20 protein-coding genes are annotated in these 21,700 nt (G+C 69.0%); 7 read left to right on the top strand and 13 right to left on the bottom strand.

Going from position 1 to position 21,700, the window contains the following annotated elements; translation table 11 throughout:
• From AS97_RS26030 to AS97_RS26020, 3 genes are all read right to left on the bottom strand, one after another.
• Positions 1–675, bottom strand: a complete 675-nt coding sequence (locus AS97_RS26030) for a UbiX family flavin prenyltransferase (RefSeq protein WP_059145068.1) — start codon at positions 673–675, stop codon at positions 1–3.
• 81 nt (positions 676–756) lie between these two features.
• Positions 757–1,680 carry a menaquinone biosynthesis prenyltransferase MqnP gene (gene mqnP / locus AS97_RS26025; RefSeq protein ID WP_059145069.1) on the bottom strand — a complete coding sequence of 308 codons (924 nt, stop codon included), beginning with the start codon at positions 1,678–1,680 and terminating at the stop codon, positions 757–759.
• On the bottom strand, positions 1,677–3,128 hold the full coding sequence (locus AS97_RS26020) for a menaquinone biosynthesis decarboxylase (RefSeq protein WP_210565761.1): 1,452 nt from the start codon (positions 3,126–3,128) through the stop codon (positions 1,677–1,679). The genes mqnP and AS97_RS26020 overlap by 4 nt, the downstream gene beginning before the upstream one ends.
• Positions 3,129–3,218: 90 nt before the next feature.
• Here AS97_RS26020 and AS97_RS26015 point away from each other — a divergent pair, with 90 nt between their 5' ends.
• The gene (locus AS97_RS26015) at positions 3,219–3,689 is read left to right on the top strand and encodes a PLD nuclease N-terminal domain-containing protein (protein ID WP_210565760.1); all 471 of its coding nucleotides are present in this window, start codon (positions 3,219–3,221) and stop codon (positions 3,687–3,689) included.
• A gap of 104 nt (positions 3,690–3,793) precedes the next feature.
• Here AS97_RS26015 and ccsB read toward each other — a convergent pair whose 3' ends face one another.
• The 8 genes from ccsB to AS97_RS25975 form a co-directional block, all read right to left on the bottom strand.
• Positions 3,794–4,888 (bottom strand): c-type cytochrome biogenesis protein CcsB, encoded by a 1,095-nt coding sequence (ccsB, locus tag AS97_RS26010; protein ID WP_059145072.1) that lies wholly within the window; start codon positions 4,886–4,888, stop codon positions 3,794–3,796.
• The gene (locus AS97_RS26005) at positions 4,885–6,750 is read right to left on the bottom strand and encodes a cytochrome c biogenesis protein ResB (protein WP_210565759.1); all 1,866 of its coding nucleotides are present in this window, start codon (positions 6,748–6,750) and stop codon (positions 4,885–4,887) included. The genes ccsB and AS97_RS26005 overlap by 4 nt, the downstream gene beginning before the upstream one ends.
• Before the next feature lie 3 nt (positions 6,751–6,753).
• On the bottom strand, positions 6,754–7,512 hold the full coding sequence (locus tag AS97_RS26000; protein WP_059145116.1) for a cytochrome c biogenesis protein CcdA: 759 nt from the start codon (positions 7,510–7,512) through the stop codon (positions 6,754–6,756).
• Positions 7,513–7,524: 12 nt separating this feature from the next.
• A complete protein-coding gene (locus AS97_RS25995) occupies positions 7,525–8,142 on the bottom strand; it encodes a TlpA disulfide reductase family protein (protein ID WP_125755879.1) in 618 nt (205 codons plus the stop codon).
• Between the two features lie 108 nt (positions 8,143–8,250).
• Positions 8,251–9,435 carry a hypothetical protein gene (locus AS97_RS25990; protein WP_059145075.1) on the bottom strand — a complete coding sequence of 395 codons (1,185 nt, stop codon included), beginning with the start codon at positions 9,433–9,435 and terminating at the stop codon, positions 8,251–8,253.
• 222 nt (positions 9,436–9,657) lie between these two features.
• Positions 9,658–10,344 carry a histidine phosphatase family protein gene (locus tag AS97_RS25985; RefSeq protein ID WP_174893822.1) on the bottom strand — a complete coding sequence of 229 codons (687 nt, stop codon included), beginning with the start codon at positions 10,342–10,344 and terminating at the stop codon, positions 9,658–9,660.
• Between the two features lie 8 nt (positions 10,345–10,352).
• Positions 10,353–11,669: a glutamate-1-semialdehyde 2,1-aminomutase gene (hemL, locus tag AS97_RS25980; RefSeq protein WP_125755883.1), complete on the bottom strand. Its 1,317-nt coding sequence runs from the start codon at positions 11,667–11,669 to the stop codon at positions 10,353–10,355.
• 927 nt (positions 11,670–12,596) lie between these two features.
• Positions 12,597–14,306 (bottom strand): recombinase family protein, encoded by a 1,710-nt coding sequence (locus tag AS97_RS25975; protein WP_247204490.1) that lies wholly within the window; start codon positions 14,304–14,306, stop codon positions 12,597–12,599.
• Positions 14,307–14,537: 231 nt separating this feature from the next.
• On the opposite strand from AS97_RS25975, the gene AS97_RS25970 reads away from it, so the two are divergent.
• Positions 14,538–15,089 carry a hypothetical protein gene (locus AS97_RS25970; protein ID WP_232546254.1) on the top strand — a complete coding sequence of 184 codons (552 nt, stop codon included), beginning with the start codon at positions 14,538–14,540 and terminating at the stop codon, positions 15,087–15,089.
• A 70-nt stretch (positions 15,090–15,159) separates the two neighbouring features.
• On the opposite strand, the gene AS97_RS25965 is transcribed toward AS97_RS25970, so the two are convergent.
• Positions 15,160–15,696, bottom strand: coding sequence for a DinB family protein (locus tag AS97_RS25965; RefSeq protein WP_210565757.1), 537 nt, complete (start codon positions 15,694–15,696; stop codon positions 15,160–15,162).
• 120 nt (positions 15,697–15,816) lie between these two features.
• Here AS97_RS25965 and AS97_RS25960 point away from each other — a divergent pair, with 120 nt between their 5' ends.
• Positions 15,817–16,149 (top strand): YnfA family protein, encoded by a 333-nt coding sequence (locus AS97_RS25960; RefSeq protein WP_059145079.1) that lies wholly within the window; start codon positions 15,817–15,819, stop codon positions 16,147–16,149.
• Here the strand turns inward: AS97_RS25960 and AS97_RS25955 are convergent.
• Complete coding sequence (locus tag AS97_RS25955) at positions 16,139–17,413, bottom strand: hypothetical protein (protein ID WP_210565756.1); 1,275 nt, start codon at positions 17,411–17,413, stop codon at positions 16,139–16,141. The two genes, AS97_RS25960 and AS97_RS25955, sit on opposite strands and share 11 nt — an antisense overlap.
• Positions 17,414–17,668: 255 nt before the next feature.
• On the opposite strand from AS97_RS25955, the gene AS97_RS25950 reads away from it, so the two are divergent.
• The 4 genes from AS97_RS25950 (at position 17,669) to AS97_RS25935 (ending at position 21,666) form a co-directional block, all read left to right on the top strand.
• A complete protein-coding gene (locus AS97_RS25950; RefSeq protein ID WP_059145081.1) occupies positions 17,669–18,424 on the top strand; it encodes an SDR family NAD(P)-dependent oxidoreductase in 756 nt (251 codons plus the stop codon).
• A 244-nt stretch (positions 18,425–18,668) separates the two neighbouring features.
• Positions 18,669–18,905: a ferredoxin gene (locus AS97_RS25945; RefSeq protein WP_059145082.1), complete on the top strand. Its 237-nt coding sequence runs from the start codon at positions 18,669–18,671 to the stop codon at positions 18,903–18,905.
• Positions 18,895–20,283, top strand: a complete 1,389-nt coding sequence (locus AS97_RS25940) for an FAD-dependent oxidoreductase (RefSeq protein WP_059145083.1) — start codon at positions 18,895–18,897, stop codon at positions 20,281–20,283. Before AS97_RS25945 ends, AS97_RS25940 begins: the two co-directional genes overlap by 11 nt.
• Before the next feature lie 144 nt (positions 20,284–20,427).
• Positions 20,428–21,666 carry a cytochrome P450 gene (locus AS97_RS25935; RefSeq protein ID WP_086709362.1) on the top strand — a complete coding sequence of 413 codons (1,239 nt, stop codon included), beginning with the start codon at positions 20,428–20,430 and terminating at the stop codon, positions 21,664–21,666.
• Positions 21,667–21,700 lie beyond the last annotated feature (34 nt).

The raw sequence follows: 21,700 nt of genomic DNA, 5'->3' as shown, positions 1-21,700 counted from the left end.
CTAGGCCGTTCCCCGGTCCCGGTCCCCACCGAGTTCCCCCTCCCACCGGCGGTACAGCTTGTGCGGCACCCCCGCCGCGTCCAGCACCCGCCCCGCGACGAAGTCCACCAGATCCTGGATATGCGTCGCCCCCGCGTAGAACGCCGGCGAGGCGGGCAGCACCACCGCGCCCGCCTCGTCCAGCGACACCAGAGCCTTGAGGGTCTGCCCGTTCAGCGGCGTCTCGCGCACCGCCACCACGAGCTTGCGCCGTTCCTTGAGCGTCACGCTCGCGGCCCGCTGGAGCAGATCCTTGGACAGCCCGAGCGCCACCCCGGCCACACACGCGGTGCTCGCCGGGACGATCAGCATCCCCTTGGTCGGGTACGAGCCGGAGGACGGCCCGGCCGCCAGGTCCCCGGCCGCCCAGTGGGCCACGTCCGCGACCTCGGCGGGCACCTCGAAGGCGTCGGGCCTGCCGTCCGCGCCCCGCGAAAGCCAGCGGCGCAGATCCTCACGCCAGTGGGCGTCCCGGAATCCGATCCCCGTCTCGTCCAGCAGCGTCAGCCGTGACGCCCTGCTGACCACGAGGTCGACGGCCTCCCCCGCCGCCAGCAGCGCGCGCAGCACCGAGGCGGCGTACGGCGTCCCGGACGCGCCGGACACGCCGACCACCCAGGGACGGCGCCGGCTCACTTCTTCGTGCGGCCCGTACGGCTCGTGCGGTCCGTACGGCTCGTGCGGCGTCTCCACGTCACCGAGCCTATCCGGCGGGTCTCACAGGCCGAGGCCCCGCACCATGAGGTCCAGGAGCGCGCAGGCGAAGAGGGCGATCCCGATGAAGCCGTTGACCGTGAAGAAGGCGCGGTTCAGCCGGGACAGATCACCGGGCCGCACGATCGTGTGCTCGTACCCGAACGCTACCGCGACGATCACCAGCCCCACCCAGAAGAACGCCCCGGCGTCCGTGGCCAGCGCGTACCAGACCAGCAGGGCCGTGGTGACCACATGGCAGACGCGCGCCCCGTACAGGGCGCCCGCGATGCCGAAACGGGCCGGCACCGACCGCACCCCGTGCGCCCGGTCGGCCGCCACGTCCTGGCAGGCGTAGATCAGGTCGAAGCCGCCGATCCAGATGCCGATCGCGAGCCCGAGGATCACCGCGTCCCACGACCACTCGCCGGTGACCCCGATCCAGGCGCCCACCGGGCCGATGGCCTGGGCCAGCCCCAGGATGGCGTGCGGAAAGTCGGTGAACCGCTTGCCGTACGGATAGACCACCATCGGCACCACCGCGAACGGCGCCAGCGCCAGGCAGAGCGGGCCCAGGAGCGCCGCCGAGCCCAGGAAGACGGCGAGCGCGATGAGCGCGCCGGTCCAGGCGGTGCGCACCGACACGGCGCCGGTGACCAGCTCACGCCCTGCGGTGCGCGGATTACGGGCGTCGATCTCGCGGTCGATGATCCGGTTGCAGGCCATCGCGAAGGTGCGCATGCCCACCATGGCGACCGTGATCAGCAGCAGCCGCGTCCAGTGGACGGTGCCGTCCCACAGATGCATCGCGGTCAGCGCGGCCGTGTAGGCGAAGGGCAGCGCGAAGACCGAGTGCTCGATCATCACCAGCCGCAGAAAGGCGCGGATCCTCCCGGGCGGCGCCGGTTCGGGGCCGAAGAGATCGGAGGTTGCGGAATCGGCGCTCACAGCCCGTACTCCTTCCATCGCTTTGTCACCCGATCGGCGATCTCCGGGTCGGACATGACCATGCGGGGCCATCCGCCGTCGCGCGTATAGCCCTCCTCGGGCCATTTCGCGGTGGCGTCGATGCCCGCCTTGCCGCCCCAGAACTGCTGGTACGAGGCGTGGTCGAGGTGGTCGACGGGGCCATCGACCACGGTCAGATCGCGGCCGTAGTCGGTGTTCCCGAGGGCGCGCCAGGAGACCTCGTGCACATCGTGTACATCGCAGTCGGCGTCGACTACGACGATCAGCTTGGTGAGCGACATCATGTGGGCGCCCCAGATGGCGTGCATCACCTTCTGCGCGTGCTTGGGGTACTTCTTGTCGATCGAGACGATCGCGCAGTTGTGGAATCCGCCGGACTCGGGGAGGTGGTAGTCCACGATGTCCGGGACGATGATCTTGAGCAGCGGGAGGAAGAACCGCTCGGTCGCCCGCCCCAGCGGTCCGTCCTCGGTCGGCGGACGGCCCACCACGATCGACTGGAGCAGCGGCCGCCGCCGCATCGTCACACAGTCGATGGTCAGGGCCGGGAACGGCTCCTGGGGCGTGTAGAAGCCCGTGTGGTCGCCGAACGGGCCCTCCGGCAGCATCTTTCCGGGCTCCAGCCAGCCCTCGATGACGACCTCGGCGGCCGCCGGGACCTGGAGCGGCACCGTCTTGCAGTCGACCATCTCGACCCGCCGGCCCTGGACGAACCCCGCGAAGAGGTACTCGTCGATGTCGCCGGGCAGCGGCGCGGTCGAGGCGTAGGTCACGGCGGGCGGCGCGCCGAAGGCGATCGCCACCGGGAGCTTCTCCCCGCGCCGGGCGGCCACTTGGTAGTGGTTGCGGCTGTCCTTGTGGATCTGCCAGTGCATGCCGATGGTGCGGCGGTCATGACGCTGGAGGCGGTAGAGGCCGAGGTTGCGCACCCCGGTCTCGGGGTGCTTGGTGTGGGTGAGGCCGAGGTTGAAGAACGACCCGCCGTCCTCGGGCCAGGTGAACAGCGCCGGAAGCTGGTCCAGATCGACGTCCTCGCCGGTGAGGACCACCTCCTGGACGGGCGCCTCCTTCACCTTCTTCGGCGGCACATGGGCCATCGAGCCCAGCTTCCCGAACGCCTCGCGCATACCGCCGAATCCCTGCGGCAGCTCGGGTTTGACCAGCCCGCCGATCTTCTCGCTGATCTCGTCGTACGAGCGGAGCCCGAGGGCCTTGAGGAGGCGGCGGTCGGTGCCGAAGACATTCATGGCCAGCGGCATCGCCGAGCCCTTGACGTTCTCGAAGAGCAGCGCGGGACCGCCCGCCTTGTTGACCCGGTCGACGATCTCCCCGACCTCCAGATACGGATCGACTTCGGCCTTGACCCTCTTGAGGTCGCCTTCCTTGTCGAGCACCCGCAGAAAGGAACGAAGATCGTCATAAGCCATGCGTCCCAGTATCCGGTACGCACTACCCTGGTCCCGTAACTGGGGGCCCGAGCCACCGCCCCGAACACCACACGCAGGGGGAATCGCCTCATGCTACGGGTGCTGATGATCCTGGTGCCGCTGGCACTGAGCATCTACGCGTTCATCGACTGCATCACCACCGACGAACAGGACATCCGCTATATCCCCAAGCCCATCTGGGCGATCCTCGTTCTGCTGTTCCCCGTCGTGGGCTCCATCTCCTGGCTGATCGCGGGCCGTAAGCGCGCCGTCGCCGGAGGCGGCGGCCGGGGCGCTGCCCGCAGCGCGGGCGGCCAGGGCGGGTGGGTCGCGCCGGACGACAATCCCGAGTTCCTCAAGTCCCTGAACGACAAGAGCCGTAAGGACGACGGGGAGGCGCAGGCCGACCCGCCCGGCGACCAGGAGAGCGACGAGGAGCGGCTGAAGGACTGGGAGGCCGACCTCCGCCGCCGCGAGGAGGAGTTGCGCCGCAAGGGCGAGGGGCCCGGTTCCGGCTCCGGCTCCGGTTCCGACGACTCACCGCCGCCGGCCGCGTCCTGAGGAGGGGTCGGAGGGCCTGACGCGGCGGCCGGAGCTGTCCGCACGCACCACGGCCGGTGCCCGTGACCCAGGTCACGGGCACCGGCCGTTGGCGTGTTCCGGTGTCAGACCCCGGCGTAGGAGTGCTTGCCGGTGATGAAGATGTTGACGCCGTAGTAGTTGAACAGGTAGCAGCCGAAGGCGATCAGCGCGAGGTAGGCGGCCTTGCGGCCCTTCCAGCCGGCGGTGGCGCGGGCGTGCAGATACCCGGCGTAGGCGACCCAGGTGATGAAGGACCAGACCTCCTTGGGGTCCCAGCCCCAGTAGCGGCCCCAGGCGGCCTCGGCCCAGATCGCGCCCGCGATGATCGTGAAGGTCCACAGCGGGAAGATCGTGGCGTTGATGCGGTACGCGAACTTGTCCAGCGACGCCGCCGAGGGCACCCGCTCCAGAACGGACGTGGCGAACCGGCCGTACTGCTTGCCCTCCGGGTTCTCCAGCTGGGCCTCGTAGCGGTCGCGGAAGAGGTAGAGCAGCGTGGCGACGGCCCCGATGTAGAGCGAGGCGCCGGAGATGATCGCGCAGCTGACGTGGATCCACAGCCAGTACGAGTGCAGGGCCGGAACCAACTGGTCGCTGTCGGTGTACAAGACAGAGACGGCGAGACCGAGGTCGAGGAGGACCGTGGTGACGAGGGGCAGCCCGATCCAGCGCACATTCTTCTTCAGCGCGAGCAGCACGAGGTATGTGCCGACCGCGACCATGGCGAAGGTCGTGGAGAACTCGTACATGTTGCCCCACGGCGCCCGCCGCACCGACAGCGCGCGGAAGAGGACGCCCACGGCATGAAAGAGCAAGGCCAGTACGGTCAGGCCCACCGCGATCCGGCCGTACACATCGCCCTGTTCGGTGCCGCCCGCGGCGCCCGGCCCGTCCGGCACGTCGCGGCTGCCCGCCGCGGAACGGGTGACGATCTTCGGGCGCTCCAGCACGGCGGTGCCGCCGCTCTGCCCGCCGACCCGCACGGTCACCTTGGCGCGCTGGGTGGCCGCGGTGTCGGAGGTGATCGCGGCGGCGGTGCGGCCGACGGCGCTGCGGCTGCCGAACACCCACTCGGCGATATGCGCGAGGAAGGCGAGCGTGTAGACCGCCATCGCCGAGTAGATCAGCACGTTGCTGTAATGAGCCAGGTTCTCGTTGACTTCGGCGGCGAGGTTCACGCGCGCGCTCCTTCGGCAGGATCTGCGGGATCTGCGGTGTCGGATGCGGATTCCGAGGCGGAGTCCTTGGTGGATTCCTTGCCGGAGTCCTTGGTGGGCTCCTTGGCGGAGTCCTTACCGGCGTCCTTGGTGGAGTCCTTACCGGGCTCCTTGGCGGAGTCCCGGCCGGGCTCCGGATCGGGTTCCGCTTCCGGGGCCGGAGGTGCGTCCGTCTGGAGACGGACGGCCAGATCGGCGAGTTCTTCGGGGAGCTTGGCGTACTCACTGCGGCCGAGCCCCGCCATCTCGACCACGGTGGTGCCGTCGTCGCCCCGCACCGCGCGCACCCACACCCGGCGGCGCTGGATAAACAGGGAGCCGGCCAGGCCCACCAGGGCGGCTACGGCGCCGATGAGGGCACCCTGGTCACCCGGCTTGTGCGAGATCTGGAAGCTGGCCCATTCCTTGACGCCGTCGAACGACAGCGTTCCGCCGCCGCCCGGCAGCTTCATGGTGTCGCCGACCTTGAGCGCCCGGGCGAACTTGGTCTTGCCGTCGGGCTCCATGAACTGCTTCATCCGCGACTTGTCCAACTGGTACACGCTCTGCGGAGTGCCGCCGTCCACGCCGAGGCTGCCGTGGTAGGCGGTCAGGACCAGCGTCGGGTTGTCCAGCGCCGGGAAGACGGAGAACATGCCCTGGCTGCGCACCCAGGTCGGCAGGAACTGCCCCTGGAAGCCGATCTGGTCCTTCTTGCCGTTCTTGTCCCGGTAGTCCGGGACCTTGATGACCATGCTCTCGGTGAGGTTGGCCCCGTCGATCGGCAGCCCGACCACCGGGCCCTGGTGCACCACATTGCCCTTGCCGTCCCGGATGGTGACGACCGGCGAGTAGCCGTGGTTCAGCAGGAAGACCTTGTAGCCCGAGATCTCCAGCGGCTCGTTCACCTTGATGGAGGTCTTGCGGGTGGCGCCGTCCGCGCCGTCCCAGTAGGACACATCGGCGCGGAAGGTGCGCGGGGTGCGCATCTGCGGACCGCTGCGTTCATAGGTCGCGGTGAAGCGATCGAGCTGGAAGCCGAAGGGGGGGAGATCGTCGCTGTTGAACAACTGCCCCGTCTTGATGTCGTCGTACTGGGTGATGCTGTTGGAGAAGCCGCCGCCCTCGGTGATCAGGCTGCTGCCCTCGGTCTTCCACAACTGCCCGGCGGCGAAGGAGACCAGCAGCACGATCAGCGCGATATGGAAGAGCAGATTGCCCACCTCGCGCAGATAGCCCTTCTCCGCGGCCACCGCGTCACCCGAGCCGTGGATGCGGAAGCGGCGCCGCTTCATGATCTTCCGAGCGGCATCGAGCACCTGCTCCGGCTCGGCCTCACTGCGCCAGGTGGTGTACGCGGGAAGCCGGGTCAGCCGGCGGGGCGCGGCCGGCGGGCGGCCGCGCAACTGGCCGATGAACTGCCAGGTGCGCGGCACGATGCAGCCGATGAGGGAGATGAACAGCAGGAGGTAGATCGCCGAGAACCACACCGAGCTGTAGACGTGGAAGAGCTGGAGCTTCTCGTAGATCGGCGTGAGCGTCGGGTGCCGCTCCTGGAAGTCCTGCACCTTGAGCTGGTCGATGCTGGTCTGCGGGACCAGCGAGCCGGGGATCGTGCCGAGGGAGAGCAGCAGGAGCAGCAGCAGCGCGACCCGCATCGAGGTCAGTTGCCGCCAGAACCACCGGGCCCAGCCGAGCGGCCCCAGCGAGGGGACGTTGATCTCCTCGGCCGGGGCGGTGGAGAGCTGCGACTCCGCGGCGCCGAGCTCGCGCTCCTCGGCGGTCGCGCCGCCCTCGGGCGGCGCCTCCCGGCCGGCCGCGGTGTCGGTATCGGTGGTGGACATCAGTCAGATCCCAACGTTGAAGCCCTGAGCCCAGGTCTGCATGGAGCCCATCATGGTGTCCCAGATACCTGTGAGCAGCAGCACCCCCAGGACGACGAGCATGCCGCCCCCGGCCCGCATCACCCAGACGTAGTGCCGCTTGACCCAGCCGAAGGCACCCAGGGCCCGGCGGTAGGCCACGGCGACCACCACGAACGGCAGCCCGAGCCCCACGCAGTACGCGGCGGTGAGCAGGGCCCCGCGCCCCGCGCTCGCCTCATTGATGGCCAGGGCGTTGACGGCGGTGAGCGTCGGCCCCAGGCACGGCGTCCAGCCGACGCCGAACAGGGCGCCCAGCACCGGCGCCCCCGCGAGCCCCAGCGTGGGCTTGATGTGAAAGCGGAACTCCCGCTGTCCGAAGCCCCCCAGCACCCCCATGAAGGCGAGGCCCATCAGGATCGTGACGACCCCGAGGATCTTGGAGATGGTCTCCTTGTGCTCCTGGAGCGTCCAGCCGAAGTTTCCGAAGAGCGCGCCCCCGGAGACGAAGACCGCGGTGAAGCCGAGCACGAAGAGCGAGGCGCCCGCGACCATCCGGCCGCGCTTGGCCTCGGCCAGATCCGTCCCCGTGACCCCGGTGACATACGACATATAGCCGGGCACCAGCGGCAGTACACAGGGGGAGAAGAAGGAGACCAGCCCGCCGAGCAGGGCGACCGGAAGCGCCAGCAGCAGCGCCCCGCTCAGGACGGTCTCGTTGGGATCAGTGGCGGCGGCCAGCATGTTCACGAAAGGTCACTTCTCCGCGATCAGCGGAGTGATCATCGAGCGCAGGCGCTCCTCGCTGAGCGGCGTCAGAGCGCGGGCCGCGATCCTGCCCTCCCGATCCAGCACGATCGTCGAGGGGATGGTCTGCGGGTTGAGGCTGCCCTTGGGGAAGCGCAGCATGAGCTTCCCCATCGGGTCGTACAGACTCGGGTAGCCGACTCCGTATTCCTTCTCGAAACTGAGCGCGGGGGCACGGTTGGAGTCACGGGTGTTGATCCCGATGAACTGCACCCCCTTGGCCTTGGTGTCCTTGGCGACCTTGACGAGGTTCGGCGCCTCGGCCCGGCAGGGGGTGCACCACGATCCCCAGACGTTCAGGACCACGACCTTGCCCTTGTAGTCCGCCACGTCCAGCGGCTTGTCCTCCAGGGTCTTCCCCGAGAGCTGGGGTGCGTCCTTACGGTTCTCCTTGGCGACGGTGTCCACGCCGCCCTTGCCCTGGACGAACTTGGTGTCGGCGGAGCCGCCCGAGGTGCCGCCCCCGCCGCAGGCGGTCAGGGACAGCGCGGCAACCGTGGCCCCGACGGCCAGCACGGTTGCGCGACGACGGTTCGCGAGGCCCCGAGGGGCACGGCAGGCGCTCATGTGAAAAGTTTCGCATGGCCCTTTTGCGGATCTTCGCCACCCCCCTCCGGGCACCCCCGCCAGAGAGTCCGGAGGGCCTCCGCGGGCCTTTAAGGCCCGCCGACGCGGTCAGTGACCGCTCGCGCTCCACGCCTGGCCCACGCCGAGCCCGCGCAGATCGGCCAGGACCGCGGGGTCCTGTGCGTCCATCCAGTCGGTGAACTGCTTGAAGGAGACCAGCCGGACGTCCTTCCGCTTCTCGTCGGCCATATGCTTCAGCGCCTCTTCGACGGCGTCCATGTAGATACCGCCGTTCCACTGCTCGAAGTGGTTGCCGATGAAAAGCGGGGCACGGTTGGTCTCATAGGCCCGCTTGAAGCCGGCTATGTATGCCTCGGTGGCCTGCTTGCGCCAGCCCGGGTAGTTCGCGGGCGGGGCATTGGTGGAATTCTTCGACTGGTTCGCCAGGATGTTGTAGTCCATCGAGAGCACCTCGAAGGTGTGCCCCGGAAAGGGAATCTGCTGCAGCGGGAAGTCCCACACGCCCTGCTTCTTCGACGGCCATACCTGGAGTCCGCCGGGCGAACTGGCGTCATAGCGCCAGCCGAGTTCCCGGGCGGTCGGCAGCAAATTGGTCTGACCCTTCAGACAGGGCGTGCGACCGCCGATGAGTTCCTTGGCGTAGTCGAACGGCAGCGGTTCCACATCGGTGAAGCGCGTATTCGTCCGCCACTCAGTGACGAAGGACATGGCCTGGTCGATCTCGGACTTCCACTGCGCGGACGTCCAGTTCTCCACCGACCCGCTTCCGGAGCAGAAGTGGCCGTTGAAGTGGGTGCCGATCTCATGGCCCTCGAGCCACGCCGCACGCACGTTACGCAACGTCTCCTTGATGTGCTCATCGGTGAGATAGCCGATGTCGGAGGCGCCCACCGGGTTGTTCGGCGGCCGGTACAGAGACTTCTTCGACTCCGGAAGGCAGTAGATACCGGAGAGGAAGAAGGTCATGGTCGCGCCGTGGTCCTTGGCGAGCTTGCGGAACCGCGGGAAGAGACCGTTGCCGACCTCTCCCGCGCCGTCCCATGAGAAGACCACGAACTGCGGCGGCTTCTGCCCCGGTGCCAGCCGCTCGGGCTTCGGGTCCGCCGGCCGCTGCTCACCCTTCGAAGTGGAGCCGTCACCGATCGGCTTCGCCTGAGTGGTCTTCTTCGCGGGCTTCGGCGTCCCCGATCCCGAGGAACAGCCGGCGACGGCCAGCGATGCCGCCGCTCCCATACCCAGACCGAAGATCCCCCTCCGGCTGACCTCACGCATAACGTCCTCTATTCGCACTCGCCGTTCCGATTGCCCGGGGTGTCCGGACAACCCTGGAGATGGCGAAGCGAATAGCGAGGTTCCGAGGGAACGCGGTCAATTACACGGTGGACACAATGTCTCCATTCGGGAACGCACCCCGTGGCGCGCCGGCCACCGAGCGGCCATGTGCCGGTCACCGCGCACCGCAGCCCGCGCCGCAGGCGCCGCAGGCCCTGTCGCTCAGGCGCCGAAGCCCTTGGAGGCCCCCTTCACCGGCTTGGCGCCCGCACGCAGATGGGCCGGGACGAGATCACGGGCCGGTTCGCTGTAGCCCACCGCGACGATCCTGTCGCCGCGGTAGGTGAAGCTGGTGAGGCTGGCCAGGGTGCACTGCCGCTTGCGCGGGTCGTGCCACAGCCGCCGCCGCTCCACGAAGCTGCGCACGATCCAGATGGGCAGCTGATGGCTGACGCACACCGCCTCGTGCCCGCGCGCGGCGTCCCGCGCCCGGCCCAGCGCCGCCATCATCCGCACCACCTGGTCGACATAGGGCTCGCCCCAGGACGGGCGGAAGGGGTTGGTGAGATGGCGCCAGTTGGCCGGTTTGCGCAGTGCGCCGTCGCCGACGCCGAAGGTCTTGCCCTGGAAGACGTTCGCCGCCTCGATCAGCCGCTCGTCCGAGGCCACGTCCAGGCCGTGCGCCTTGGCGATCGGCCCCGCCGTCTCCTGCGCCCGCTCCAGCGGGGAGGCGACGACATGGGTGATGTCACGGTCGGCGAGGTGCTCGGCGACCCGGTCGGCCATCTGCCGCCCCAGGTCCGAGAGGTGGTAGCCGGGCAGCCTGCCGTAGAGCACGCCCTCCGGGTTGTGGACCTCGCCGTGGCGCATCACATGGACGACGGTGATGTCGTTCTCGCTCTGTGTCATGTCACCCATCATTCAGTGGCCTCGGCGGCGGCCCGCGCCGCCCCCGGCAGAGCCGCTGCCACCCGCTCCAGCGCCCGCTCGTCATGCGCCGTGGAGACGAACCAGGACTCGAAGGCGGACGGCGGGAGATAGACGCCCTGGGACAGCATCGAGTGGAAGAAGGCGGTGAAGCGGAACGACTCCTGCGCCTTGGCCTGCTCGTAGTCGGTGACCTCGTCGTCGGTGAAGAAGACCGAGAACATGTTGCCCGCGACCTGCACCCGGTGGGCCACGCCCGCCTTGGAGAGCGCCTCGGTCACCATCGACCGCAGCCGCTCGGAGGCCGCGTCGACCTGTCCGTACGCCGCGTCGTCCAGCAGCCGCAGCTGCGCGACGCCCGCGGCCGTGGCGATCGGGTTCCCGGACAGCGTGCCCGCCTGGTAGACCGGGCCGGCCGGGGCGAGGCGCTCCATGACATCGGCGCGCCCGCCGAAGGCCGCGGCCGGGAAGCCGCCGCCCATGACCTTGCCGAAGGTCATCAGGTCCGGCTCCACGCCGTCCAGCCCGAACCACCCGGCCCGGGAGACCCGGAAGCCGGTCATGACCTCGTCGGAGATGTAGAGCGCGCCATGGTCGGCGCAGAGCTGCTTGAGGCCCGCGTTGAACCCGGGCAGCGGCGGGACCACGCCCATATTGCCCGGCGACGCCTCGGTGATCACACAGGCGATCTCCCCGGGGTGCGCGGCAAAGGCCGCCCGGACCCCCTCCAGATCGTTGTACGGCAGCACCACGGTCTCCCCCGCCTGCGCTCCCGTCACCCCCGGAGTGTCCGGCAGCCCGAAGGTCGCCACCCCGGACCCGGCCGCGGCCAGCAGGGCGTCCACATGCCCGTGGTAGCAACCGGCGAACTTGATCACCTTCGACCGCCCGGTGAACCCGCGGGCCAGGCGGATCGCCGACATCGTCGCCTCGGTGCCGGACGACACCAGGCGCACCTGCTCGACGGGGGCGACCCGCGCCACGATCTCCTCGGCGAGCTGGACCTCACCCTCACCGGGTGTGCCGAACGACGTGCCGCGAGCCACGGCGGCCTGCACGGCCGCGATGACCTCGGGGTGGGAATGGCCGAGGATCATCGGTCCCCACGAGCACACGAGATCCACATACTCGCGTCCGTCGGCATCGGTGAGGTACGGACCGTCACCGGACACCATGAACCGGGGCGTTCCTCCCACGGCGCGGAACGCCCGCACCGGAGAGTTCACGCCGCCGGGGGTCACGGCGGCCGCGCGATCGAAAAGCGTCTGCGAAACTGGGGCTTCATGGCTATAGGGCAGTTCGGTCATGACCTGCTGTCTCTACGTCGGGGCGGACAGTGAACGTCCTCAGCGTAGGACAGCGCCCCTAGGCACGCGGAAGCCCCGCCCGGCGCCACGGGGGAGCGCGCGGACGGGGCGTGTTCCGCTTCGGCCTGGTGGCCGCGCGGTGGTCAGTCAGCGGCAGCCAGGCAGGCGATGCAGTTCACCAGCCGTTGCCACCGGTACACCTCTCGCTTCCCGGCGTCCTGCTGGATGTCTATCCCGCATCGGGTCTCATCCGGGCGGACGCGCATCCAATGGACGGTCAGCACGTCGTCCCGGATCGTCCCCGGGGAACCACTCGCGGTCGCCCGGGTCGTCAGTCGGTCGTTCTACCTGTGGCTTCCCCATGACCTCCCCTGTCTGTGGCTGGAGCCCCCTCCGACGGCAGTGAGCGCACGGGTACGGGCACGGCGGGAGGTCGGCCCCCGCCGGGATGTAGACGACGCCAGAGACGGGATCTTCAGCCCCGCCGTACCTCGTCCACCAGCTCACCCGCGACCTCTCGTACGCGGTCTCTGCGAACGGGTCGGCGGTCATAGCGTCAGCGCGCGGTATCGCTGCACCTGCTCATCGACGAGGCGGTGAAGCTCACGCCATGTGGGTGCACTGACGGTCTGGTCGAGCTTCCTCCTGCCCTCCACATCCGGGAGCCGCGGAATGTGGTACGGCGCCGTGGCGTACCACATGGGCAGTTGAGCCCCCGCCACAGGCTTCGCCTGAGAGCGGAAGTACTTCCAGCCCTCTGGCAGGGGAGCGGTGAGGGGCGTGAGTTCCTTTCGTCGGATGGAGTGGTTCGTCAGGCGCCCGGATTCGGAGATGCCTGAGCGCCCGCCAGCGGGACCGTGGAGCAAGCCTCCACAGACATAGGAAGAGCCCCCGTCGAGCGCGACGGGGGCTCTTCTACGTGACGCCTCAGGCGGCTTCGTGCCCCTCGTCTGCGTCCGCTGAAGACGAGGCCATGACCACCGTCACGCGGTCCTCCACACGGCATGTGCGGTCAGTGCCGCCACGCTCCTTGGCCTTCGCGACAGTGATGCGGTCGACGAACAGCTCAACCAACATGCGGCGGTCTTCGATGTCGGCACGCGCCCACCACGAGTTAGGGCCGAGGGGGTTGCCATCTTCGGAGTCTGTCCACTCTTCGATGGGAAGGGGAGGCAGATCGGAATCCCCGACGACAACAATCCTGGCGTCGACCGCTCTCAGGCGCGTTTCAAGCGACGACTTGTCGGCCAGGAATTGCTGACGTCCGATTTGGCCGTCGTAGATCCCCATCCGAAGGTCGCTGTAAAGCTGCTCAATCGACCGGACGATATCCGACCGCTCCCCGAGTAGCGCGGCGCGTTCGCTCCGAATCTCCGGGCTCTCATTGCGACGTGCCAGACGGACAGTCGCTTCAGCGAGGATATCCAAGGTCTCCGGGTCGTCCGCGTCGGCGTTCGTGATGACGGCCATGATGCGGGAAGCAACGTAATAGTCGACGTCCGCTCGTTGGATCGTGCTCCCGCCTTCGTGCGTACCTTCCTCGGAAACGCCCGCCGGCCGACTGCACTTGTAGACGTCACCCGAGCCAGTCTTGGGGCGTCCACATTCGCAGTAGAACCGTTCCATGGCCGTCAGAAGGTACTTACTGGGGGTACCGCCTCGGTTGCCCCGACCCCTGCCAGCCAGCCATTCCTGAGCCTCGAAGAATCGGCGCTGCGGGATCAAGGCTTCACCGATCACGAGGGGCTCTTCGTTCTCATCACGAAGGATGCGGTACCCAGTGACGTTGCGGGTCTGGTTGCCGCCCTTGTCACGGGAGTACACAGGCTCGGCAGCCATCCCAGCCAGCCGAGGATCCGTGAGGAGCCGCTTAACCGTGCGCTCTCTCCACGGCCCGCCTTTCTGCGTGAGAACCTTCCTGGAGTTGAGCCATGCCACGATGGCACCCACCGATGCCGGATGGGCGTTCTTCTTTCCCGTCCAAGGCTTGTCTTTGAACTCGAAGATTCGGTCAAACATCTTCACGACTTCGCCCGCCTGATCCGTGCCGTCCTCGCGCACAGACGCGGGACGCAGTCGACGAATGGTGACCGTAACGGGTTTGCCATTTATCTCACGCGTGACCGACTCGGCGTAAGACTCCATACCGTAGGGCAGCGCCCCTCCGGTCCAGCCCCCGAATTCCTTCGCCTTCTGCTTCGTCCCGGCGATTGCCTGACTCTTGTTCCGGCTGTCCTGATAAGCCGCGTCAAGGCGCATGATCAACATGATGAGTTCCATCGTGTTGTCATGACCAGGAGCGAAAGAGCCCTCTGATACCGATGTGATGGTAACGCCGAGGTCGAACAGCTCTAGGACGACAGGGATTGCATCCCTTGGTTCTCGTCGGGAAAACCGAGTTACGTTGAAGACGATGATTTCGTGCACCAACCCCGCACGGCAGTCGTCCAGTAGACGCTCGAATGCCTTGCGTTTGGCGTTCGGGTCGTACCCGAAGACGCCAATGTCCCTGTAATGGCCTTTGAATGAGCATCCGCGCTCTCGCGCTTTCCGCTCCGTCGCGTCGTCCTGCGCCTGCGGGCTGGCTTCCGATTTGTCTGCTTTGGCTTTGGACTGGCGGGTATAACCTGCTGCCACCCGGAGCACGGTAGCGACGCGCTCCGGGGCCCCCACCTGTGTAGCTGGGTTCACATCACCAAAGTACCCTAACTGCATGAAGGTGGGCTGCGTACGGATAGCTCACGCAAGCCATGTTGTCAGAGCCGGACAGAGTCCCGCGGCCGGGCGTTTCACGGCCCGAGCGTGGGGGAGGTTGCTGTGACAGAGATCGGGTTGCGCGGTAGTGGCCGCGAGTGGTCGGGTGGAGATATGCATCGCGGTGGCGAACTGGGTGAAGGGACCGACGACCGAGGCGGCCCCGAGCGTGCCCGGCCCGGACGCCATCGGCGGGACGAGGCGGGCAGGGCAGGCAGAAGCGGGGGCCGCATGGGGGTGACCTACAAGTACTTCGGTGCGCCCGATGGCGCCACCGCGGCCAGGGTCCCCATCTCCATGCGCCCCGAGGAGCTCGGCGGCGATGAGCTCGGCCAAGGCATGTTCACGAAGATCAAGCCGGAGACGGTCGCGGCGATGGTCCTCACCGGCATCGAGGGCGTCCCGCTGCACAGGGTCCCCCCGCTCGAACTGGTCGTCCTCCACCCGGATTACGCCGTCGTCAAGCTCCCGATGACCGTCGTCGACCCGCTGCGCGGCGTGGGCGAGGAGTCCGTGGGCGCCGCGGCCTTCATCTGGTCCACGGTCCCCGACCGCGGCGGCCCTCGGGACGCCTTCACGGTCTATCAGCTGCTCCACGAATGGCAGGACTTCAGCCACCGGCTGCACGAGGCGGGGCACCAGGCGTACTGCCTGGTGTGGCCCTGAGGACGGGGTTCTGAGACCCGGGCCTTGAATCCGGGCCGTGCTCTGAGGCCGGGGCCCTGATGCCTGGCCCCTACGTCGCGGACGCGGCGCGCAGCAGGCGGAGTTGGCCGATCTCGGTGGCGTTCTTCATCAGCTCGGCGTTCACCCAGGCCGCCATGTGGGCCACGGTGTGCTCCGGGTCCCGGCCCCAGGGGAACGGCGCGATGGCGTCCAGGTCCTCCTCGGTGAGCCTTTCCAGCACGGCCGTCCACGCCGTCCGCAGACCCCGCAGCCACTCGATGGCCGCCTTACCGTCGCCGGGCGGGCTGACCTCGGTCCGCTCCCGTGGCCTCCGTCCCTCCGCGTGATCGATGGTCACACTCCACCACCAGCCGATATGCCAGCTCAGCCATCCGATGGTGGGGACGGGCACGGGATCGGGCTCGGTCTCCGCCCAGTCCGGCACCCACGCCCCGTCGGCGCCCCGCCGCACCGTCCAGCAGTGGGCCGCGGGCTCCCACAGGAAGTCCCCGGCATCCAACCGCTCCAGGTGGTACTCGAAGAGCGACCAGGTCAGGTCGAACTGCCAGCACAGCAAGGCACATCGGGATGTCGTCGACGTCGTCATCGGCCCGACCCTGGCACACGGGCGGTTGCGCGCAAAGGGAATTTCGGCCGACGCCCGGGGCTCAGGCGGGCCCATGGGCGGTTCGTTCCGGCTTCATGATCGGGCCGTACCCTTCCCCCCATGCTCACCTCACGTTCCATCGCTCTGTTCGCCGTGGCCGCGCTCCTGGAGATCGGGGGCGCCTGGCTCGTCTGGCAGGGCGTACGTGAGCACAGGGGGTGGGCGTGGATCGGCGCAGGGATCATCTCCCTGGGCGCCTACGGGTTCGTGGCCACGCTCCAGCCGGACGCGGAGTTCGGCCGCATCCTCGCGGCGTACGGCGGCGTTTTCGTCGCCGGATCGCTCGCCTGGGGCATGGTCGCCGACGGCTACCGGCCCGACCGCTTCGATGTCATCGGAGCGCTGATCTGCCTGGCCGGAGTCGCTGTGATCATGTACGTGCCTAGGCGGTAACCATCGGCCGGCCGTGGCCGCCCTTGCCCTCGTGGTCACCGTGGTCACCCTGCTTGCCGTGGTCACCGTGGTGGTCGTCCTGCTCCTGCTCCGTACCGAGGACGCAGCCGGTCTCCGGGTCGATGAAGACGGTCGTGAGGGTGTGGTCGCACTCGACCTCCACGACCCACACCTTCTTGCCCTCCTTCTGGTGGGGGTCCTTGTGCTCGTCCTTGCGCTGCTTGTCCTTGCGCTGACCGTCGTGGTGCTGCGGGTCCTTGCGCTCGTCCTTGCGCTCGTCCTGGTGGTTGCCCTTGTGGTGCGGGTCGTCCTCGGGGCAGTCCACCAGCTCGGCGGTGACGGCCCGGCCGCCGACCTCGCACTCGGCGATCTCGATCGCCTCGGCGATCGTCACCGGGTCGCTCTTCTTCGCGTCCTGGTGCTCCTTGTTGTCGTTGTTCTGCTTGTTCTGCTTGTTCTCCTCGCCGTGGCGCGCCTGGTCGTCCTCGTGGGCGGGAACGGTGACGGGGCGCACGGCGCCGCGGTCCTGGGCCTCCTCAGCGGGCTGGGCGGCCTGCTCGGGCTGGGCCACCACCTGCTCGGGCTGCGCGGCCTGCTGCGGCTGCGCGGCCTGCTCGGGGCGCGCCATGCTGCGGCCCTGGGGGCCGTGCCAATACTTCCCGGGGAAGTACTGGCTCAGGTTCGGACGCCCCTGGTCCTCGCGCTGGACGTTGTCCTCCTGGCCGCCGTTGTTCTCCTTGTTCTCCTGGCCGCCGCTGTTCTCCCGGCTGCCGTTGTTCTCCTTGTTCTCCTTGTTCTCCTGGCCGCCGTTGTTCTCCTGGCGCCCGTGGTCGTCACGGCCGCTGTCCTCACGCTGGCCGCTCTCCTCGTACCGCCCACCGTCGTCGTGACGGCTGTCCTCGTCGTGACGGCTGTCCTCGTCGTGACGGCTGTCCTCGTCGTGGCGGCTGTCCTCGTCGTGGCGGCTGTCCTCGTCGTGACGGCTGTCCTCGTCGTGGCGGCTGTCCTCGTCGTGGCGGCTGTCCTCGTTGTCCCGGACGTGATCGTGACGGCCGTTCGGGTCCTGATGACCATTCTCGTCGTGGCGGCCGTTCGGGTCCTGGTGCCCGTTCTCGTGGTGCCCCTTGCTGTCGCCGTGCGCCCTGTCCTGGTGGCACTTGTTGCTCGGCGACGAGTGCGGCTCGGGGGTGCTGCCCGTGGCCCATGCGGTTCCCGGAGCACCTGTGACCAGGGCCGCCGCCGCGATGGCACCCGCTGAGGCCACGCCCCAGCGCCGGAAAGAACGACGAGACCGCTGAAGGAATCTGCTCTGCTGCGTCATTACCTGAATTCACTCCTTGGGCATGGGTGCTCCATTACCGGCGCCGCGCCGGACGCATTGCACCCTTCCCCGAGCCCAGGTCCCGCTAGCGGATTCCGATCTTCAGTCCCCCGGTTGGAGGTAGATCAGTCCGTCATATCCTGCGTATGGATCATGCGCAGGCACCACCGTTTGCGCCACGTCGCCACAGGAGGGCCGATGACCACCCGTACCGCAGTCATCACCGGCGCGAGCAGCGGGATCGGCGCCGCGACCGCGCGCCGCCTGGCCGCCGCCGGATTCCGCGTCATCCTCGCCGCCCGCCGTAAGGAGCGCGTCGACGCGCTCGCCGCCGAACTGACCGAGGCGGGGCACGAGGCCGAGGCGTATGTCCTGGATGTCACCGACCGTGCCGCCGTGGAGTCCTTCGCCGCCGCTGTGGACCGCTGCGACGTCCTGGTGAACAACGCGGGCGGCGCGATCGGCGCCGAGCCCGTCGCCACGGCCGACCCGGCCGACTGGCGGGCGATGTACGAGGTCAATGTGGTGGGCGTGCTTCAGGTGACCCAGGCGCTGCTGCCCGCCCTCACCGCCTCCGGCGACGGCACGATCGTGGTGCTGTCCTCCACGGCGGGCCATGTGGCGTACGAGGGCGGCGGCGGGTACGTGGCGGCCAAGCACGGCGCCCACGCCATCGCGGCCACCCTGCGCCTGGAGCTGTGCGGTGAGCCGGTGCGGGTGATCGAGATCGCCCCGGGCATGGTCAGGACGGACGAGTTCGCGGTGAACCGCTACCGCGGCGACGAGGCCAAGGCCGCGGCCGTCTACGACGGCGTGGCCGAACCGCTGACCGCCGACGACGTGGCCGACACGGTCGAGTGGGCGGTCACCCGCCCCTCGCATGTGAACATCGACATGATGGTCATCCGCCCACGCGCCCAGGCCGCCCAGCACAAGGTCCACCGCGAGCGCTGAGCGCGTTTCGCAGCTGCTGAGCGCATTCGCTGCTGAGGGCATTCGCTGCTGAGCGCTTTCGCCGCTGAGCGCTTTCGCCGCCACTGACGGCTGCTGAGCCCGTTCGCGGGCGCTGAGCCCGTGAATGGGCGCCCTGTAGCCGTCCGCCCTGGCCGTCCGCCCATCCGACCCGGTGCATGTGCGGCGTCCCGAGGTCTCTCCGATGCTGGGAGAGACCGTCACCTCGCGGTGAAGCGGAGGCGTCATGAGAATTGTCGTAGATCTCAACCGGTGCCAGGGCTACGCACAGTGCGCCTTCCTCGCGCCGGATGTGTTCGCGATGCACGGTGAGGAGGCGCTGCTGTACGACGGGCAGCCCGACGACACGCGACGCCTGGACGTCCTGCGGGCGGAGGCGGCCTGTCCGGTCAAGGCCATCGCCGTGGAGGGCGCGGGCGCCACCTGGGCCGCGGAGGGGGCGGGTGTCTCCGATGGCGGTTGACGGTTCCGTGGAGCGGCTCAGGCGCGAGGGCCGCATCGCCGTCGTGGGTGCCTCCCTGGCGGGGCTGCGGGCCGCCGAGACGCTCCGGGAGGAGGGCTTCACCGGCACCCTCACCATGATCGGTGACGAGCCGTACGAGCCGTACGACCGCCCGCCGCTGTCCAAGCAGGTCTTGCTCGGCAGGGTGCCGGCCGACCATACGGCCCTTCCCCGGCGCCGCGCGATCGAGGCGCAATGGCGGCTGGGTGTCGCCGCGACCGGCCTGGATCCGACGGCCAAGCGGGTGGCCCTCGCCGATGGCACCTCGGTGGAGTACGACCGGCTGCTGATCGCCACCGGGGTCCGCTCCCGCCCCTGGCCGAACGAGCTGGAGGCCGGCCTGGACGGCGTCTTCGTGCTGCGGACCATGGACGACGCCACCCGGTTGAGGCACCGGCTGAAGGCCGGGCCCAGCCGGGTGCTGGTGATCGGTGCCGGATTCACCGGCTCGGAGATCGCCTCCGTCTGCCGCGAGCGGGACCTGCCCGTCACCGTTGCCGAACGCGGACCGACCCCCCTGTCGGGCGCCCTGGGCAACGTGATCGGCGATGTGGCCGCCCAGTTGCACCACCAGCACGGCGTCGACCTGCGCTGCGGTGTGATGGTCACCGGGCTCGAAGGCGACGGGGCGGGACGGCTGCGGCGAGCCCACTTCTCCGACGGCGGCACGGTGGACGCGGAGGTGGCCGTCGTCGCCCTGGGCGCGACGCGCAACACCGAATGGCTCGCGGGATCCGGGCTGGCCGCGGGGCCGCGCGGGATCGCCTGCGACGCGGGCTGCCGGGCCTTCGACGTACGGGGCATCGTCGCCGACGATGTCTTCGTCGCGGGAGACGTCGCCCGCTCCCCGCATCCGCTGTTCGGCTACCAGTTCCTGTCCCTGGAGCACTGGGGCAACGCGGTCGCGCAGGCCGAGGTCGCCGCCCACAACATGATCTGCCCTGGTGAGGAGCGCCGCCCGCACCTGTGGACGCCGTATTTCTGGTCGGCCCAGTTCGGCGTCAACATCAAGTCCGTCGGGGTCCCGAACATGGCCGACCAGATCATCGTCAGCCAGGGGTCGCTGGGCGAACACCGCTTCACCGCGGCCTATGGCTACCAAGGCCGCGTCATCGCCGCCGTCACCTTCGACCAGGCGAAATGGCTGGAGTTCTACCAGCGGCAGATCGAACAGGCCGCGCCCTTCCCCCCGCCGTTCACCACCGTCGACCGGCGGGCCGAAGGCATGCGTCCGGTGCCGGCCGGATTCCCCGACCCCTCGGTGCCCACCCACGGCCCGCAGGTCACCGTGAGCGGCCACTCCCCGACCGACCAGCGCGTCACGTTCACCCCCGCCTGACGCGGACCCCGACGCCCGAGCGGACCCCGACGCCTGACGCGGGCCCCACCGCCCGACGCCGCAACGCCCGACGCGGGCCCCACCGCCCGAGTTGGGCACCACCACCCCACGCGGACACCATCGGCACCCGGAAGGAAAATCACCATGACGTCGGTCGCACTCCTGGGCCAGATCCTCGACTTCGCCAACCGCGCCGACCCGTACCCGCTGTATGCCGAACTCCGCAGGACCCCCGTGGTGCGGGACGAATCCGGCCCCTACCTGGTCAGCACCTACTGGGAGATCCGCAGCCTGCTGCACGACCCCAGGGTCAGCTCCGACATCCGCAATCTCGCCCCCGAGGCGAAGACCGGCCCCAGGACCGATGACCCCGACCTGCCGCCGAGCTTCATCAGACTCGACCCTCCCGACCACGACCGCCTGCGCCGGCTGATCATGCGGACGTACGGCCCGCCGCACTCCCCTCGGCGCGTCTACGGTCTGCACGGAGAGATCTCCGGAATCGTCTCCGGCCTCATCGACCGGTTCCGGGGGCGGGAGCGGATCGACCTCGTCGACGACTTCTCCTACCCCTTCCCCGTCACCGTGATCTGCCGTCTGCTCGGCGTCCCGCAGGAGGACGAGCAGCGCTTCCACGGCTGGGCCGACACCGTCGCCACCGCCATCGAGCCGCCCGTCGGCACGCCCGAGGAACAGGAGGCCCACTGGCAGGCCATCCGCGAGGCCCATCACCAGCTCGCCGACTACCTCTCGGGCCTCATCGAGCAGCGCCGCCGCGCGCCCCGGGAGGACATGATCTCCGCCCTGGCCACCGACCGCGGAGCCGACGAGAGCCCGATGTCCCTGCCCGAGATGCTCAGCAACCTGACGCTGCTGCTGATCGCCGGGCATGAGACCACCGTCAACCTCATCACCAACGGGATGCTCACCCTGCTGCGCCACCCCGACACCCTCAAGCAGCTTCGCGCGGACCCCGACCTGGTCATCCCGCTGGTGGAAGAGCTGCTGCGGTTCGAACCGCCCGTGCAGCTACTGCCCGAGCGCACCACGCTCGACGACATCGAGATCGCCGGTACCACCATTCCCCAGGGCGCCTCCCTGTGGCTCGTCCCGGCTTCCGGGAACCGGGACCCCCAGCGCTTCCCCGAGCCGGACCGCTTCCTCCCCGACCGCCCGGACAACCAGCACTTCGGCTTCGGCACCGGCATCCACAACTGCATCGGCTCGCCCCTGGCGCGCCTCGAGGCGCAGACCGCCCTGGCCGAACTCGTCCGCCGGCTCGACAACCCCCGTCTGGTCGAGGACCCGCCCCCTTACCGCCACAACGCCGTCCTGAGAGGCCCCCGGCATCTGCCCATCGCCTTCGACGGCCTCAGCCGATAGCGCCGGGCATCGCCCATGGACAAGGCGGGGCCCC

This window comes from Streptomyces sp. AgN23 (assembly GCF_001598115.1).
GTDB classification, from domain to species: domain Bacteria; phylum Actinomycetota; class Actinomycetes; order Streptomycetales; family Streptomycetaceae; genus Streptomyces; species Streptomyces antimycoticus.
This window is presented reverse-complemented; position numbering and strand designations above follow the sequence as displayed.

What these genes read in the sequence shown, in the direction of transcription:
- AS97_RS26020 (WP_210565761.1), bottom strand. Translation starts at nt 3,128, where the DNA reads ATGGCTTATGACGATCTTCGTTCCTTTCTGCGGGTGCTCGACAAGGAA.
- AS97_RS26015 (WP_210565760.1), top strand. Translation starts at nt 3,219, where the DNA reads ATGCTACGGGTGCTGATGATCCTGGTGCCGCTGGCACTGAGCATCTAC.
- AS97_RS26005 (WP_210565759.1), bottom strand. Translation starts at nt 6,750, where the DNA reads ATGTCCACCACCGATACCGACACCGCGGCCGGCCGGGAGGCGCCGCCC.
- AS97_RS26000 (WP_059145116.1), bottom strand. Translation starts at nt 7,512, where the DNA reads ATGCTGGCCGCCGCCACTGATCCCAACGAGACCGTCCTGAGCGGGGCG.
- AS97_RS25995 (WP_125755879.1), bottom strand. Translation starts at nt 8,142, where the DNA reads ATGAGCGCCTGCCGTGCCCCTCGGGGCCTCGCGAACCGTCGTCGCGCA.
- AS97_RS25990 (WP_059145075.1), bottom strand. Translation starts at nt 9,435, where the DNA reads ATGCGTGAGGTCAGCCGGAGGGGGATCTTCGGTCTGGGTATGGGAGCG.
- AS97_RS25985 (WP_174893822.1), bottom strand. Translation starts at nt 10,344, where the DNA reads ATGACACAGAGCGAGAACGACATCACCGTCGTCCATGTGATGCGCCAC.
- hemL (WP_125755883.1), bottom strand. Translation starts at nt 11,669, where the DNA reads ATGACCGAACTGCCCTATAGCCATGAAGCCCCAGTTTCGCAGACGCTT.
- AS97_RS25970 (WP_232546254.1), top strand. Translation starts at nt 14,538, where the DNA reads ATGCATCGCGGTGGCGAACTGGGTGAAGGGACCGACGACCGAGGCGGC.
- AS97_RS25965 (WP_210565757.1), bottom strand. Translation starts at nt 15,696, where the DNA reads ATGACGACGTCGACGACATCCCGATGTGCCTTGCTGTGCTGGCAGTTC.
- AS97_RS25960 (WP_059145079.1), top strand. Translation starts at nt 15,817, where the DNA reads ATGCTCACCTCACGTTCCATCGCTCTGTTCGCCGTGGCCGCGCTCCTG.
- AS97_RS25950 (WP_059145081.1), top strand. Translation starts at nt 17,669, where the DNA reads ATGACCACCCGTACCGCAGTCATCACCGGCGCGAGCAGCGGGATCGGC.
- AS97_RS25945 (WP_059145082.1), top strand. Translation starts at nt 18,669, where the DNA reads ATGAGAATTGTCGTAGATCTCAACCGGTGCCAGGGCTACGCACAGTGC.
- AS97_RS25940 (WP_059145083.1), top strand. Translation starts at nt 18,895, where the DNA reads ATGGCGGTTGACGGTTCCGTGGAGCGGCTCAGGCGCGAGGGCCGCATC.
- AS97_RS25935 (WP_086709362.1), top strand. Translation starts at nt 20,428, where the DNA reads ATGACGTCGGTCGCACTCCTGGGCCAGATCCTCGACTTCGCCAACCGC.